The sequence below is a fragment of the Pseudomonas brassicacearum genome, assembly GCF_000585995.1.
Taxonomy (GTDB): domain Bacteria; phylum Pseudomonadota; class Gammaproteobacteria; order Pseudomonadales; family Pseudomonadaceae; genus Aquipseudomonas; species Aquipseudomonas brassicacearum_A.
In genome coordinates this window covers 5,765,934-5,780,053 of record NZ_CP007410.1, presented here as the reverse complement: position 1 = coordinate 5,780,053, position 14,120 = coordinate 5,765,934, and the positions used below count along the sequence as shown (strand labels likewise).

At 61.7% G+C, this 14,120-nt stretch carries 15 protein-coding genes; 9 read left to right on the top strand and 6 right to left on the bottom strand.

Features of this window, described 5'->3' with window-relative positions; all coding sequences use genetic code 11:
• Positions 1-62 precede the first annotated feature (62 nt).
• Both CD58_RS24800 and CD58_RS24795 read left to right on the top strand, forming a co-directional pair.
• Positions 63-542: an NYN domain-containing protein gene (locus CD58_RS24800; RefSeq protein WP_025215614.1), complete on the top strand. Its 480-nt coding sequence runs from the start codon at positions 63-65 to the stop codon at positions 540-542.
• A gap of 22 nt (positions 543-564) precedes the next feature.
• On the top strand, positions 565-1,176 hold the full coding sequence (locus tag CD58_RS24795) for a PolC-type DNA polymerase III (protein ID WP_025215613.1): 612 nt from the start codon (positions 565-567) through the stop codon (positions 1,174-1,176).
• A 128-nt stretch (positions 1,177-1,304) separates the two neighbouring features.
• Here CD58_RS24795 and CD58_RS24790 read toward each other — a convergent pair whose 3' ends face one another.
• Positions 1,305-1,757, bottom strand: a complete 453-nt coding sequence (locus tag CD58_RS24790) for an Lrp/AsnC family transcriptional regulator (RefSeq protein WP_025215612.1) — start codon at positions 1,755-1,757, stop codon at positions 1,305-1,307.
• 161 nt (positions 1,758-1,918) lie between these two features.
• Between CD58_RS24790 and yedA the strand changes: the two genes are divergently transcribed.
• Together yedA and CD58_RS24780 are read left to right on the top strand one after the other, a co-directional pair.
• Entirely contained in the window at positions 1,919-2,821 is a 903-nt protein-coding gene (yedA, locus tag CD58_RS24785) for a drug/metabolite exporter YedA (protein ID WP_025215611.1), read from the top strand.
• A gap of 58 nt (positions 2,822-2,879) precedes the next feature.
• Positions 2,880-4,217 (top strand): DEAD/DEAH box helicase, encoded by a 1,338-nt coding sequence (locus tag CD58_RS24780; protein WP_025215610.1) that lies wholly within the window; start codon positions 2,880-2,882, stop codon positions 4,215-4,217.
• Positions 4,218-4,636: 419 nt separating this feature from the next.
• Here the strand turns inward: CD58_RS24780 and CD58_RS24775 are convergent, their stop codons facing one another.
• The gene (locus CD58_RS24775; RefSeq protein ID WP_025215609.1) at positions 4,637-5,878 is read right to left on the bottom strand and encodes a TIGR03862 family flavoprotein; all 1,242 of its coding nucleotides are present in this window, start codon (positions 5,876-5,878) and stop codon (positions 4,637-4,639) included.
• A 281-nt stretch (positions 5,879-6,159) separates the two neighbouring features.
• Positions 6,160-7,080 (bottom strand): histone deacetylase, encoded by a 921-nt coding sequence (locus CD58_RS24770; RefSeq protein WP_025215608.1) that lies wholly within the window; start codon positions 7,078-7,080, stop codon positions 6,160-6,162.
• A 73-nt stretch (positions 7,081-7,153) separates the two neighbouring features.
• Between CD58_RS24770 and CD58_RS24765 the strand changes: the two genes are divergently transcribed.
• The 3 genes from CD58_RS24765 to CD58_RS24755 all read left to right on the top strand — a co-directional run bounded on the left by CD58_RS24765 (position 7,154) and on the right by CD58_RS24755 (position 9,287).
• Complete coding sequence (locus CD58_RS24765; protein WP_025215607.1) at positions 7,154-7,723, top strand: GNAT family N-acetyltransferase; 570 nt, start codon at positions 7,154-7,156, stop codon at positions 7,721-7,723.
• A 104-nt stretch (positions 7,724-7,827) separates the two neighbouring features.
• A complete protein-coding gene (tesB, locus tag CD58_RS24760; protein ID WP_025215606.1) occupies positions 7,828-8,697 on the top strand; it encodes an acyl-CoA thioesterase II in 870 nt (289 codons plus the stop codon).
• Positions 8,694-9,287, top strand: coding sequence for an HAD family hydrolase (locus CD58_RS24755; protein WP_025215605.1), 594 nt, complete (start codon positions 8,694-8,696; stop codon positions 9,285-9,287). Before tesB ends, CD58_RS24755 begins: the two co-directional genes overlap by 4 nt.
• Before the next feature lie 143 nt (positions 9,288-9,430).
• Here CD58_RS24755 and CD58_RS24750 read toward each other — a convergent pair whose 3' ends face one another.
• Entirely contained in the window at positions 9,431-10,378 is a 948-nt protein-coding gene (locus CD58_RS24750) for a hypothetical protein (protein WP_025215604.1), read from the bottom strand.
• Positions 10,379-11,263, bottom strand: coding sequence for a neutral zinc metallopeptidase (locus CD58_RS24745; RefSeq protein ID WP_025215603.1), 885 nt, complete (start codon positions 11,261-11,263; stop codon positions 10,379-10,381).
• Positions 11,264-11,515: 252 nt separating this feature from the next.
• On the opposite strand from CD58_RS24745, the gene CD58_RS24740 reads away from it, so the two are divergent.
• On the top strand, positions 11,516-12,394 hold the full coding sequence (locus CD58_RS24740; RefSeq protein WP_025215602.1) for a DMT family transporter: 879 nt from the start codon (positions 11,516-11,518) through the stop codon (positions 12,392-12,394).
• 168 nt (positions 12,395-12,562) lie between these two features.
• Here CD58_RS24740 and CD58_RS24735 read toward each other — a convergent pair whose 3' ends face one another.
• Entirely contained in the window at positions 12,563-13,900 is a 1,338-nt protein-coding gene (locus CD58_RS24735; protein ID WP_025215601.1) for an MFS transporter, read from the bottom strand.
• Positions 13,901-13,903: 3 nt separating this feature from the next.
• Between CD58_RS24735 and CD58_RS31150 the strand changes: the two genes are divergently transcribed.
• Positions 13,904-14,059: a hypothetical protein gene (locus tag CD58_RS31150; protein ID WP_158482166.1), complete on the top strand. Its 156-nt coding sequence runs from the start codon at positions 13,904-13,906 to the stop codon at positions 14,057-14,059.
• Positions 14,060-14,120 lie beyond the last annotated feature (61 nt).

The following is a 14,120-nucleotide window of genomic DNA, read 5'->3' as shown; positions in this document are numbered from 1 at the left end:
CGACTTTTCGGGCCTGGTGGCCCGGTCCCGCCTGCGCGCTTGTGCATCCAAGAGGAAACGCGGTGAAAAAAATCGCAGTGTTCGCCGATGTCCAGAACCTCTATTACACCGTTCGCCAGGCCTATGGCTGCCATTTCAACTACGCGGCGTTGTGGGCCGATATCAGCAAGCAAGGGCAGATCGTCGAGGCCTATGCCTATGCGATCGATCGCGGCGACAGCAAGCAACAGCAATTCCAGCAGATCCTGCGCAACCTGGGTTTCGTCGTGAAGCTCAAGCCCTACATCCAGCGCAGTGACGGCTCGGCCAAGGGCGACTGGGACGTGGGTATCACGCTGGACATCATGGACGCCGCCGACCACGTCGACGAAGTGGTGCTGGCTTCTGGTGACGGCGATTTCGACATGCTGCTCGAGCGCATCATCAACAAGCATGGCGTGCAGGCCGTGGCTTATGGCGTGCCGGGGCTGACCGCCAACTCGCTGATCCGCGCCGCCAGCCGCTACGTGCCGATCGAAGGCGCGTTGCTGCTCAAGAATTGATTTCCAGGGAGTTCAGACCGGTTTGGAACGCATCGCAGTCATCGACTTTGAAACCACCGGCATCACGCCAAGCAGCAGTTGCCGAGCCACCGAAATTGCCGTGGTGATCCTCGAACAGGGCCGGATCGTCGAGCGCTACCAGAGCCTGATGAATGCCGGTGTGCGCGTGCCTGCGTTCATCGAGCAACTGACCGGCATCAGCAACGCCATGCTGCGCGGCGCGCCGTCGGCGGAAAAGGTAATGAACGAGGTCAACGAGTTCGTCGGCATCACGCCGCTGCTGGCCCACAACGCCGCGTTCGACCAGAAGTTCTGGGATTTTGAACTGGGGCGAATCAAACGCACCCGCTTGCAGAACTTTGCCTGTTCACTGTTGCTGGCCCGACGCTTGATGCCGGCGGCGCCGAACCACAAGCTTGGCACGCTCAACGCGTTCGCCGGTTTGCCCCACACCGGCCAGGCTCACCGAGCCATGGCCGATGCCGAAATGGCCGCCAACCTCACCGCGCACCTGGCCTCGGAGCTGCGGCAAAAGCATGGGTTGCGGGAGTTGTCCCATGACCTGCTGTGCAGTCTGCAGAAAGTGCCGGCGGCGAAGATCAATGAGCATCTCAAGCGGCATCGTGGGTTCTGAAAACACCACAGAACCCTTGTGGGAGCGGGCTTGCTCGCGAATGCGGTGCGTCAGTAGGTAAATGTGCGACTGACACACCGCATTCGCGAGCAAGCCCGCTCCCACACAGGTTGGTCAGTGTTTGATCCTTATTTGCCATTCCCCTCCAACTGCCCCAACGGCACGCGCTTTTCAATGGCGCTGGACAGCACGATCGAGGTCTTGCTGAAGCCGAACTTGGCGATGCGGTTGATCAGTTCTTCCAGCTCCGGCATCGAGCCGACCGCCGCTTGCATGATCACGCAGGGATCACCCGTCACCCGATGGCACTCGGTCAGCTGTGGGATCTTGCACAGCTCGTCGTAGGTCTTTTGGTTACCGTGCTGGTTCATTCGCAGTTCGATCACGCACTGCACCGGCAGGCCGATTTTCGCCATGTCGACTTTCGCCTGGTAGCCGGTGATCACGCCGCTGGCCTCCAGCTTGCTGACCCGCTCGGCCACGGCCGGGGCTGACAGGTTCACTTTACGGGCCAGTTCGGCGTAGGACGCACGACCGTTCTCCAGCAGGGCGGCGAGCAGCATGCGGTCGTATTTATCCATGGATTGGCTTCCAAGTGACGGGACTTTCGAAAGCACGGTTTATAGCGCCAATCTCCATGTTTTGAAAAGTGTATGGGTTGGATAAACAGGTTTTGTAACTTATTTTCCGCCTGTCGCCTTTCTAGAATAGCGTCTCTCATTGTCCTGACTTCGAGCTGACCATGCCGGGCACACGCCGTTTTCCTCTGCCATTGATCGCTGCCTTTTTTGCCTTGTACGTCATCTGGGGCTCGACCTACCTGGTGATTCGCATTGGCGTGGAGCATTGGCCGCCGCTGCTGTTGGCCGGGATTCGTTTTGTGATTGCCGGGTCGCTGATGTACGGTTTCCTGCGCTGGCGCGGGGCGCCGGCGCCGACCTGGGCGCAGTGGAAGGCTGGGGCCATCATCGGCGTGTTGTTGCTCAGCTTCGGCAACGGCGCGGTCAGTGTTGCCGAGCACACCGGTGTGGCCTCCGGGGTGGCGGCGCTGGCCGTGGCGACGGTGCCTTTGTTTACCCTGCTTTGCGGATATTTCTGGGGCGCGCGTAATACGCGTCTGGAATGGGCGGGGATTGTGCTGGGGTTGATCGGCATCGCCATGCTCAACCTGGGCTCCAACCTGCAATCGAGCCCGCTGGGCGCGACCTTGCTGGTCTTCGCGGCGGCGTCCTGGGCTTTTGGTTCGGTGCTGAGCAAGCACCTGCCGTTGCCGGCGGGGGCGATGGCCAGTGCCGTGGAAATGCTGGTGGGCGGCGTGGTGCTGTTGATTGGCAGTGTGGCCAGTGGCGAACACCTGGTTGCCATACCGCCGCTCGAAGGTTGGCTTGCCTTGGCCTACCTGACTTTTTTTGGTTCGATCATCGCCTTCAACGCCTACATGTACCTGCTCAAGCACGTGCGTCCGGCGGCGGCCACCAGTTATGCCTACGTCAACCCGGCGGTGGCGGTGTTGCTGGGGATCGTGTTTGCCGGTGAAACCATTGGCATCGAGGAGGCCTTGGCGATGCTGGTGATCATCAGTGCAGTGGTGCTGATCGGCTTGCCCCAGTGGCGCAAACCCAAGCCTGCGCCGGCCGTATCCTGATTTAGGGTAAACTGCCGCGCATTGCACACCTTGCGCTGATTTTTCCTACGGTATTTCCATGACTTTCGCCACCCTTGGCCTGATCGAACCCTTGCTGCGCGCCCTCGAGTCGCTCGGTTACCAGACCCCGACCCCGGTGCAGGCCCAAGCCATGCCGGCGGTGTTGGCCGGTCGCGACCTGATGGCGGCGGCCCAGACCGGTACCGGCAAGACCGCCGGTTTCGCCGTGCCGCTGTTGCAGTTGCTGACCACCGAAGGGCCGAAGGTCACTGCCAACTCGGTGCGGGCGCTGATTCTGGTGCCAACCCGTGAGCTGGCCGAGCAGGTTCATGAAAGCGTGCGTCAGTACGCGCAAAACCTGCCATTGAGCACGTATGCGGTGTACGGCGGCGTCAGCATCAACCCGCAGATGATGAAGCTGCGCAAAGGCGTCGATCTGTTGGTCGCCACGCCGGGGCGCTTGCTTGATCTGTTCCGGCAGAACGCGCTGAAGTTCAACCAGTTGCAAACCCTGGTGCTGGACGAAGCTGACCGGATGCTCGATTTGGGTTTCTCCGAAGAGCTGGCGAACATCTACAAGGCCTTGCCGAAAAAGCGCCAGACCTTGCTGTTCTCGGCAACGTTCTCCGACGCGATCCGCCTGCTGGCCGGGCAGATGCTCAACGATCCGCTGAGCATTGAAGTAAGCCCGCGCAATGTGGCCGCCAACACCGTCAAGCAGTGGGTGGTGACGGTGGACAAGAAGCGCAAGCCGGAATTGTTCGTGCACCTGATGCGCAAGCACAAGTGGAAGCAAGTGCTGGTGTTCGCCAAGACCCGCAATGGCGTCGATGCGCTGGTGGAAAAACTCCAGGGCCTGGGCATCAACGCCGACGGCATCCACGGCGACAAACCCCAAGCCACCCGGCAGCGGGCGCTGGACCGTTTCAAGGCCAGCGAAGTGCAGATTCTGGTGGCCACCGACGTCGCCGCCCGCGGGCTGGATATCGAAGATTTGCCGCTGGTGGTGAATTTCGACCTGCCGATCGTCGCCGAGGACTACATCCACCGCATCGGCCGTACCGGCCGGGCGGGCGCTACAGGGCAGGCGATTTCCCTGGTCTGCGCCGATGAAGTGAATTTGCTGTCAGCCATCGAGACGCTGACCCGTCAGACGTTGCCTCGCCAGATGGAACAAGACTTCGAGCCTGAGCACCGCGTGCCGGACACCGATGCCAGCGGCCAAGTCATCAAGAAGCCGAAAAAGCCGAAGAAACCGAAAACCTCGGGCGGTGGCGGCAAGCGTAACCTGGGCAAGTGGGTGGACAGCGGCGATTCGGCGCCGGTGGAGCCTTCGGTCAAGCCGGTGCGAAAAGTGCCGGTATTCAATACCGGGCCGCGTAAGCGCAAGCCTTGATGACCTGCTGGGTCTGATAAATCGCTATCGCGAGCAAGCTCGCTCCCACAGTTTGACCGGGTTCTGTCAGAAGGATTGCGATCAATGTGGGAGCCGGTGCGAAAAGTGCCGGTGTTCAATACCGGGCCGCGTAAGCGCAAGCCTTGATGACCTGCTGGGTCTGATAAATCGCTATCGCGAGCAAGCTCGCTCCCACAGTTTGACCGGGTTCTGCCTGAAGGATTGCGATCAATGTGGGAGCCGGTGCGAAAAGTGCCGGTGTTCAATACCGGGCCGCGTAAGCGCAAGCCTTGATGACCTGCTGGGTCTGATAAATCGCTATCGCGAGCAAGCTCGCTCCCACAGTTTGACCGGGTTCTGTCAGAAGGATTGCGATCAATGTGGGAGCGAGCTTGCTCGCGATAGGCGCGCCTCGGTCTTCAACCCTTGCGCTGTAGCCACTCCACCATCCCTAGCCCCGCTGCCCGGCCGCTGGCAAAGCAAGCCGTCAGCAAGTAGCCGCCGGTCGGCGCTTCCCAGTCGAGCATTTCCCCGGCGCAGAACACGCCGGGTATCTGCTTGAGCATCAGGCGTTCGTCCAGGGCTTCGAATGTCACGCCACCGGCACTGCTGATGGCTTCATCCAGTGGGCGGGTTTTCACCAGGGGCAATGGCAAGGCCTTGATCGCCTGGGCCAGGCGCGCCGGGTCAGCAAAGCCATCGGCAGGCGTGAGTTCGCGCAGCAACGCGGCCTTGACCCCGTCGATCCCCAGCTGGCTGTGCAAGTGCTTGGCCATCGAGCGTGAACCGCGAGGCTTGCTCAGGGCTTGCTGGATTTTATCCACAGGTCGGCCCGGCAGCAGGTCCAGATGAATGGTCGCGCTGCCATGCTGGTTGATCGCTTCGCGAATCGGCGCCGACAGGGCATAGATCAGGCTGCCTTCGATGCCGGTGGCGGTGATCACGCATTCGCCGAGGCGCGGGACATCGTCGTTCAAACCGATGGCGATGTTTTTCAGCGGGGCGCCGGCGAATTTGCTGACCATCAAATCGCTCCAGGCCCGCACTTCGAATCCGCAATTGCTCGGCTGCAAGGGCGCAAGGACGACACCGCGCTGTTCCAGCGGCAACATCCAGGCGCCATCGGAGCCCAGCCGTGACCAGCTGCCGCCGCCCAGCGCCAGCAGCGTCGCGTCGGGCCGCAGGGTTTTCTCCCCCTCCGGTGACGCGATCCTCAGGCTGCCGTCGGGGTTCCAGCCAAGCCAGCGATGGCGGGTGTGAATCGTCACGCCCGCATCGCGCAGGCGTTTGAGCCAGGCGCGCAGCAGCGGGGCGGCTTTCATGTCGGTGGGAAATACCCGTCCGGAGCTGCCGACAAAGGTGTCGATGCCCAGTCCGTGAATCCATGTGCACAACTCATCGGCCCCGAAGGCTCGCAGCAGCGGAGCGAGGTTCGGCGCGCGTTCGGCGTAGCGGGACAGGAACGCTGGGTAAGCTTCCGAGTGGGTGATGTTCATGCCACCGACACCGGCCAGCAGAAATTTCCTGCCCACTGACGGCATACCGTCGTACAGGTCGACCTGGATCCCGGCCTGGCTCAACACCTCGGCCGCCATCAGGCCGGCGGGGCCGCCGCCGATGATGGCGATGTTTGGTGTGTAGGATTGGGTGGCTTGGGTCATGGCAATTGGTGAGGCTGGGGAATAAGCCGCGCATTCTATCAGCACAGACCCCTGTGGGAGCGGGCTTGCTCGCGAAGGCGGTGTGACAGTCGGATATCCATGTAGCTGATACACCGCTTTCGCGAGCAAGCCCGCTCCCACACTTGTATGCGGTGTTCTTGAGAGGTGTGATCAAAAAATAGCCAAGCGTTCGCAAGCTATAAGGGACATAGCCTGTAGGCCATTTCACTAAGGTTATCCACAGGCCGCTCCACAGGCATTGTGGGTAACGCACCCAGCTTTCAATGACAACCTGATGACGCCCAGACCTTTTGTGCGCTGTGGTGCAAGATCCCGTGGCGGCGGGCCAGGGCCTGGCGGTCCTTGCTGTAGCCGCCGCCGATCACGCTGACCACCGGGATGTCGCGCCCCAGGCAATGGCGCATGACGCTTTCGTCCCGGGCGGCAAGACCTGCGTCGGTCAGTTTCAGATAACCGAGGGCGTCGTCCTTGTGTACATCGACACCGGCGTCGTATAGCACCAGGTCGGGCTGGTAGAGCGGCAACAGGTAGTTGAGCGCATCATCCACCACCTTCAGATAAGCGCCGTCTTCCATGCCCATCGGCAGGGGAATGTCCCAATCGCTTTGGGCCTTGCGTGCAGGAAAATTCTTTTCGCAGTGCAAGGAAACTGTCACGGCGTCGGGAGTGTCATGGAGTATTCGGGCGGTACCGTCGCCCTGATGCACATCGCAGTCGAAAATAAGCACCCGGGAGACTCGGCCGCTGGCCAGGAAATACCGGCTGATCACCGCCAGGTCATTGAAGATGCAAAACCCGGCCGGGTGGTCGTAATGGGCGTGATGGGTGCCGCCGGCCAAATGACAGGCCAGTCCGTGCTCGAGGGCCTGTTCGGCCGCCAGTAGCGAGCCGCCCACAGCGCGTACCGTTCGGCGGGCCAGGGCTTCGCTCCAGGGCAGGCCGAGTCGCCGTTGGTCTTCACGAGACAACTCGCCGCCCATGTAGCGTTCGATATAAGCGCGGTCGTGGGCCAGGGCGAGGATGTCCGGGGGACACAGCGACGGGCGCAGCAGGTCGGCGTCGCGGGTCAGGCCGCTGTCCACCAGGTGATCGCGCAACAGGCGAAATTTATCCATGGGGAAGCGGTGCTCCGCCGGGAAGTCGGGACTGTAGTCTTCGTGATAGATCAGCGGTAGCGGCATGGTGTTTTCAGTGGCGAGTGAGTGACGGATCCTACCAGCGATGTAGACTCTGGGGCATGGAAGGGGAGTGAAAATGGAGCCGATACTGGAACTGGAAAGCGCGCGGCTGCTTTTGCGGCAGTGGCGCGATGATGACTTGCCGGAATTTGCCGCCATGTGCGCAGACCCGCAGGTGATGCGTTATTTCCCGGCGCGCCTGAGCCGTCTGGAAAGCGCCGCCCTGATCGGTCGCGTGCGTGGGCATTTCGCCGAGCATGGTTTTGGCCTGTGGGCCCTGGAACGCAAGGATACCGGGGCCTTCATTGGCTTTACCGGGCTGGGCGTGGTCGGGTTCGATGCGCCTTTCACGCCGGCCATCGAGATCGGCTGGCGCCTGGCCCGGGAGCACTGGGGGCTGGGGTATGCCAGCGAAGCGGCGTGGACCGCCCTGCGTTGTGCCTTCGACCAATTGTTGCTGGATGAAGTGGTGGCGTTCACCGCCGTCGATAACCTGCCGTCGCAAAAAGTCATGCAGGCCATCGGCATGCAGCATGACCCGGCTGACGACTTCGAACACCCAACACTCGCAGTCGGTCATCCATTGCGTCACCATGTGCTCTATCGCATCAACCGTGAGCAGTGGCTACAGACCCTGCACGGTTAGCCGACACGGACGTTTACAATGCCCGCGACAATGGCCCGGGCCAACAATCGATCCACCGCCGCAGCACAGGCTGCGCGGTGTTGCGCTGTGTGAGGAAAGTCTGAATGAGCCATGTGTTGGAAGATCTGGTCGACCTGCTGACCCTGGAACCGATCGAAGAGAACCTGTTTCGCGGTCGCAGCCAGGACCTGGGGTTCCGCCAATTGTTCGGCGGTCAGGTGTTGGGGCAGTCACTGTCGGCGGCCAGCCAGACCGTGGAAGAGGCGCGCCATGTGCACTCGATGCACGGTTATTTCCTGCGTCCCGGTGATGCGGCGTTGCCGGTGGTCTACCAGGTGGACCGGGTGCGTGACGGTGGCAGTTTCAGCACCCGTCGAGTGACGGCGATCCAGAAGGGCCATCCGATTTTCACCTGCAGTGCGTCATTCCAGTACGACGAAGAAGGCTTTGAACATCAGAGCACCATGCCGCAAGTCGTCGGGCCGGAGAACCTGCCGTCCGAGCTGGAGTTGACTCAACAGCGGGCGCACCTGCTGCCCGAGCACATGCGTGAAAAACTGTTGTGCCCCAAGCCGATCGAGGTGCGCCCGGTCACCGAAAAAGACCCTTACAACCCGCAACCGGCCGATCCGGTCAAGTACGTGTGGTTCCGCGCCGATGGTGCCCTGGCGGACTCGCCGGCCTTGCACAAATACCTGCTGGCCTATGCGTCGGACTTCGGCCTGCTGACCACTTCGCTGCTGCCCCACGGCAAATCGGTGTGGCACAAAGACATGCAAGTCGCCAGCCTCGATCACGCCTTGTGGTTCCATGCCGACCTGCGCGCCGATGATTGGCTGCTCTACGCCATGGACAGCCCGTGGGCCGGCAATTCCCGTGGGTTCTCCCGTGGCAGCGTGTTCAACCGTGCCGGGCAACTGGTGGCCTCGGTCACCCAGGAAGGGCTTATCCGTCACCGCAAGGATTGGGCATGAGTCTGTCCGAAGTACGGCACTGGGTATTCGACATGGATGGCACGCTGACCATCGCCGTGCATGATTTCGCGGCGATCCGCGTGGCCCTGGCGATTCCCGCCGAAGACGACATCCTGACCCACCTGGCGGCGTTGCCGGCTGATGAGGCCGCCGCCAAACACGCCTGGCTGCTGGAGCACGAGCGGGACTTGGCGCTGGGCTCCCAGCCCGCGCCGGGGGCGGTCGAATTGGTGCGCGAACTGGCCGGGCGGGGTGATCGCCTGGGCATCCTGACGCGTAACGCCCGGGAACTGGCCCATGTGACCCTCGAAGCCATCGGCCTGGCGGACTGTTTTGCCGTGGCGGATGTACTGGGCCGCGACGAAGCACCGCCCAAGCCGCATCCCGGTGGCCTGTTGAAGCTGGCCGAAGCGTGGAACGTCGCGCCTGGGACGATGGTGATGGTGGGGGACTACCGCTTCGACCTGGACTGTGGCCGGGCGGCGGGGGCGCGGACGGTGCTGGTGAACCTGCCGGACAATCCGTGGCCGGAGCTGACGGATTGGCACGCGCGCGATTGTGTTGAGTTGCGGCGGATGCTTTTGGCTTGAGATGGATATCGGCTGGCTGGCCGCTATCGCGAGCAAGCTCGCTCCCACAGTGGATTTCTGGTGAACACAGATTTTGTAGCCGATAGACCACCCCTGTGGGAGCGAGCTTGCTCGCGAAAGGGCCTTCCCAGTCGACACAAAACTTACTGCCTAAACAACACCTTCAACCCCTCAGGCGAAGTCAGCATCCCATTGCCGTTATGCCCGACTCCCGGCACCTCGATCAGCCGCTGATTCAACCCCACGGGATGACGCCGCGTCAGGTAGTCGAAAAAGAAATGCCCGCGCAGTAATCGATACGCCCCCTGGGTCTGCGCTTCGCAACCTTTATCCAGCGCCGGATGCTCCGGGTCGATGTCTTGTTGCCCAAGCAAATAGACGATGTCGCGTCGGACGTAGTTTTCTTCCAACTGAGCGGGCGTTTGCCCGGCGGCATAGGCGGGGAGGTTCTGCAGGCCGTACTTCCACTGATCGAAGCCGGGGCAACTGGCAGGGTCGAAGGCCATGGGCCGTTGTGCATCGAAATAGGCATAGGACGACGGATTGGCAATGACAAAGCGCGGGCTGATCCGGTATTGGCCGTGGGCGAGCAGGGCATAGCGCTGCACCACTTGGGCGCCGCCGGAATGACCCGCGATGACGATCTCTTTCACGTCGGGGAACTGCTGTCGGTCACTGACTCGGGCAACGATGTCGTCGAGTACCTGAAAGGAACTGATCGGATTCGGCCCTGTGGATAAACCACCGCCCATCCAGTCGTTACCATGCCAGCGCAGGAGGTCGTTGGGCAATTGATGCCGGACCACGTCCTGTTCGTTGAGAAACTGCGGGGCGATGATCAGGGTCGTGGCCAGTTGTCCGGCCTGCTCAGCGGCTTTTTCGGCGCTGTGCAGGTAGGTGTCGGCATTGCGCCGCCGACCATGAAGGATGATCAGTACGCGCTGGATGGACGCAGGGGGCGGGCCGACATCGACGGCCATGGCGCCACCCTTGAACTGCAATCGTCCCTGCGCGACCACGTCCACGCCGTGTTCATCGGCCTGGACAACGGCGCAGCACAGCAGCAGCCCGATCAACGCGCTCCACTTCATTTACAGGGTTTTCGCCGCAAAGGTGTCGCATTGGCTGACCTGGCCCTGGGCGAAGCCGGTCTTGAACCAGCGCACCCGCTGCGCCGAGGTGCCGTGGGTAAAGGAATCCGGCACCACGCGGCCTTGGCCTTGTTGCTGCAAGCGGTCGTCACCGATGGCATTGGCGGCGTTCAAGGCTTCCTCGATGTCCCCCGGCTCCAGCCAGTTCAGGCGTTTCTGCGCATGGTTGGCCCAGACCCCGGCCAGGCAATCGGCCTGTAATTCCTGGCGGACCAGCAAGCCACCGTCACCTTCCATCTGCCGGCCTTGCTGACGAGCCTCTTGGATTTTCGCCGACACACCCAGCAGGGTCTGCACATGGTGCCCGACTTCATGGGCGATGACGTAGGCCTGGGCGAAGTCTCCGGCGGCCGAGAAGCGCTGGGACATTTCCTTGAAGAAACTCATGTCCAGATACACCTGGCGGTCGGCCGGGCAATAGAACGGGCCGGTTGCCGAGGACGCCAGGCCGCAGGCCGAGTTGACCCGACCACTGAACAGTACCAGTTTCGGCTGCTGGTACTGGCGACCGGCCTGCTGGAAAACCTGGCCCCAGGTGTCTTCGGTGTCGCCAAGGATCGAGCGCACGAACTCGGCCTGTTCATCGTTGGCCGGTGGCGCCTGGCGGGTTTGCGAGGACGTGGGTGCAGACTGGTCCATCTGCCCGGCCAGTTGCCCGAGAATCTGCATCGGGTCCTGGCCAGTGATCCAGCCAATGCCGACGATCAGGACGATGGCCGTCAGGCTCAAGCCCTTGCCGCCGCCGAAGCGCATCCCACCGCCGCCCCCACCGTCACCGCGGGCGTCCACCACGTTGTCACTGCGGCGACCTTTTTTCCATAACATGTGGGAAGTCCTCTGAATGACCTGCTAAAAATGACTGCTGTGGCGGTGAGTCTAGCTTTTAGGCGCCCAAGGTGCGCGCCGCGCTTGAGCTGTCAGGCAACGGACGCAGGTTTTGGTTCAGCGGTGAGCCAATCCTGCCTGGCTGCGGAGTTTTCATTACACTTCGGATTCAGAACTTATCGGTATGCTCGCTGGCCCAACAACTGCAAGGTGCGTCACGGCCCCTACATCAAGCAACGCAGGTTTCCCCTCATGACCGTCAGCACACCGCTCTCAGGCGTCAATCAGGCTTTCAAGGGCATCGTGCTTATTCTGGTCGCAACGTTCCTGTTCTCCAGTCATGACGCGTTGTCCAAATATCTGTCGGGTTTTTATCCGATCATCATGGTGGTCTGGGCACGTTACGTGGTGCACACATTGCTGATGGCGGGTATTTTCCTGCCCCGTTCTGGGTTGCGGGTCCTGCGTACCAAGCGCCCGTTGTGGCAGCTGGCCCGGGCGTTGTGCCTGCTGGGTACCAGTCTGTTTTTCACCACCGCGTTGATGTTCATCCCATTGGCGGAGGCGACGGCGGTCAACTTCCTCGCGCCCGTGCTGGTGACCGCGTTGTCGGTGCCGTTGCTGGGTGAACACGTGACGCGCGGTCAATGGATCGCGGTGATCTTCGGTTTTATCGGGGTGTTGATCATCGTCCATCCCGGTGGCGATCTGTTCACCCCGGCGGTGTTGTTGCCATTCTGTTCAGCGCTGTTTTTCTGCTTCTACCAGTTGCTCACGCGCAAGCTCAGTGAGATCGACAGCCCGACCACCAGCAATTTCTTCGCCGGCCTGTGCAACACCTTGGTGATGAGCGCACTGGTGCCGTTCTTCTGGCAAGTGCCGAGCCTGGTGCATGGGGTGATGATGCTGGCGCTGGGCGCCTGTGGGATGACTGCGCACTTGATGCTGACCCAAGCCTTCCGCTTTGCCGCCCCGGCGCTGCTCGCGCCGTTCGGGTACTGCCAGATCGTGTTTGCCGGGCTGCTGGGCTGGTTGTTTTTCAGCCATACGCCGACGCTGACCACCGTGGTCGGCATCGCCCTGATCTGCTTGAGCGGGTTGGCGGCGGCTTGGCAGCAGCGGCGCAAGTAATCGCCACACAGAACCCTTGATGGCCAGCACACTCCCCAGTGGCTGGCACAGCCCTCTGTGGCGAGGGAGCTTGCTCCCGCTGGGCCGCGAAGCGGCCCTCGCTTTTTTGCGATTGCTGCGCAATCGAGCGGGAGCAAGCTCCCTCGCCACAGGTCATCCCCAGCCGTATCAGCTTTCCAGCGTCGGCACCTTGCGCGGTGCCATGAAGTACAGCCAGGTCAGGGCAATGAAGTACATCGCCGGGATCAAGGTGAACAACACGGTGTAGTTGTTGTTGGTGATCGTTAGGATGTGGCCCACCAACTGGGTCATGAACATCCCGCCGATGGCCGCGCACATGCCGCCGAAACCGAACACCGTGCTCATCATGTATTTAGGCGTGTAGTCCATCACCAGGCTCCAGATGTTGGCGGTCCAGGCCTGGTGCGCGCCGATGGCCAGGGAAATGGCAAACACCGCCATCCACAGGTTGCTTGCGCCGGCGGCCATGATCACGCCGATGATGCAGCAGGCGAACAGCAACATGGACACCAGGCGCGCCTTGATCGGATCGAGGCCGCGTCCGATCAGGAACGAAGACAAGATCCCGCCGCCCACGCTGCCGAAGTCGGCAGTGAGGTAGATGATGATCAGCGGGATGCCCATCTGGGTCACGTTGATGCCCAGGTTGTATTGCTGGTTCAGGAACGGCGGTAGCCAATAGAGGTAAAACCAGAACACGGGGGCGGTGATCGAGTAGGCCAACGCGAAGGCCCAGGTGCCGCGCATGCGCAGGATCCGGGAGAAGGGCACGCGGACCTGATCCGGTTCTTCCTGGGCCTGGATGTAGTCGAGTTCCGATTGTTTGACGCTGGGATGGTCTTCCGGGTTGAAGTATTTCAGGCCCCAGAACAGCAGCCAGATCCCGCCCAGCGCAGCCATGCACAGGAACGCAGCCTGCCAGCCCCACACGTGCAGGACCAGTGGCAGCAGCATAGGCGTGAACATCGCGCCGACGTTGGTCCCGGCGTTGAAAATGCCCGTGGCCACGGCCCGTTCACCGGCCGGGAACCACAGCCGTGTGGTCTTCACACAGGCTGGATAGTTGGCAGCTTCGGTCAGGCCGAGGATGAAGCGGCAGACCATGAACCCCACCGCCGAAGTGGCCAGGCCATGGGCGCCGGTCGCCAGGCTCCAGAGCAGCACGGCACAGAAGAACACGCGCTTGACGCCGATCCGGTCGATCAACCGGCCCTGCAACACGAAGCCAACGGCATAGCCGACCTGGAACCAGAAGTTGATGTTGGCGTAGTCCATCGCCGTCCAGCTCATTTCCTTGGCGAGGATCGGCTGCATCACGCCGAGGGCGGCGCGGTCTATGTAGTTCAGGGTGGTGGCGAAAAACACCAGGGCGAGCATGCCCCAACGGGTCTTGCCCACGGCCATGGCGCCGCGGATCTTGTCGCCGATGCCGCCGGACGCGGCACCCGCCACTGGGGCCATGGGGGAACTTTGGGAAGGAATCATAGCGTGTACCCGTTTTTGAAATTCTTATGGTTGGTCTGGGTCTTTCCATTGATGCCGGCGGCTCGGGTCGGCGTCAATGTGGAAGCGATGGTGCGCAGTGAGCAAAAAATCGTCAATTCAGCATTTGGCATTTTGTTCGATAATCGCCCAAAAAACTAACCAAGTGGTACATATTAAATTGCTCAAAGAAACCGGCAGCTCAATAATCGGCTCACTCTTT

Bases quoted from the DNA above. Each gene is read 5' to 3' on its own strand.
- CD58_RS24745 (WP_025215603.1), bottom strand. From the start codon at position 11,263: ATGTTATGGAAAAAAGGTCGCCGCAGTGACAACGTGGTGGACGCCCGC.
- tesB (WP_025215606.1), top strand. From the start codon at position 7,828: ATGAGCCATGTGTTGGAAGATCTGGTCGACCTGCTGACCCTGGAACCG.
- CD58_RS24775 (WP_025215609.1), bottom strand. From the start codon at position 5,878: ATGACCCAAGCCACCCAATCCTACACACCAAACATCGCCATCATCGGC.
- CD58_RS24790 (WP_025215612.1), bottom strand. From the start codon at position 1,757: ATGGATAAATACGACCGCATGCTGCTCGCCGCCCTGCTGGAGAACGGT.
- CD58_RS24750 (WP_025215604.1), bottom strand. From the start codon at position 10,378: ATGAAGTGGAGCGCGTTGATCGGGCTGCTGCTGTGCTGCGCCGTTGTC.
- CD58_RS24780 (WP_025215610.1), top strand. From the start codon at position 2,880: ATGACTTTCGCCACCCTTGGCCTGATCGAACCCTTGCTGCGCGCCCTC.
- yedA (WP_025215611.1), top strand. From the start codon at position 1,919: ATGCCGGGCACACGCCGTTTTCCTCTGCCATTGATCGCTGCCTTTTTT.
- CD58_RS24770 (WP_025215608.1), bottom strand. From the start codon at position 7,080: ATGCCGCTACCGCTGATCTATCACGAAGACTACAGTCCCGACTTCCCG.
- CD58_RS24765 (WP_025215607.1), top strand. From the start codon at position 7,154: ATGGAGCCGATACTGGAACTGGAAAGCGCGCGGCTGCTTTTGCGGCAG.
- CD58_RS24740 (WP_025215602.1), top strand. From the start codon at position 11,516: ATGACCGTCAGCACACCGCTCTCAGGCGTCAATCAGGCTTTCAAGGGC.
- CD58_RS24735 (WP_025215601.1), bottom strand. From the start codon at position 13,900: ATGATTCCTTCCCAAAGTTCCCCCATGGCCCCAGTGGCGGGTGCCGCG.
- CD58_RS24755 (WP_025215605.1), top strand. From the start codon at position 8,694: ATGAGTCTGTCCGAAGTACGGCACTGGGTATTCGACATGGATGGCACG.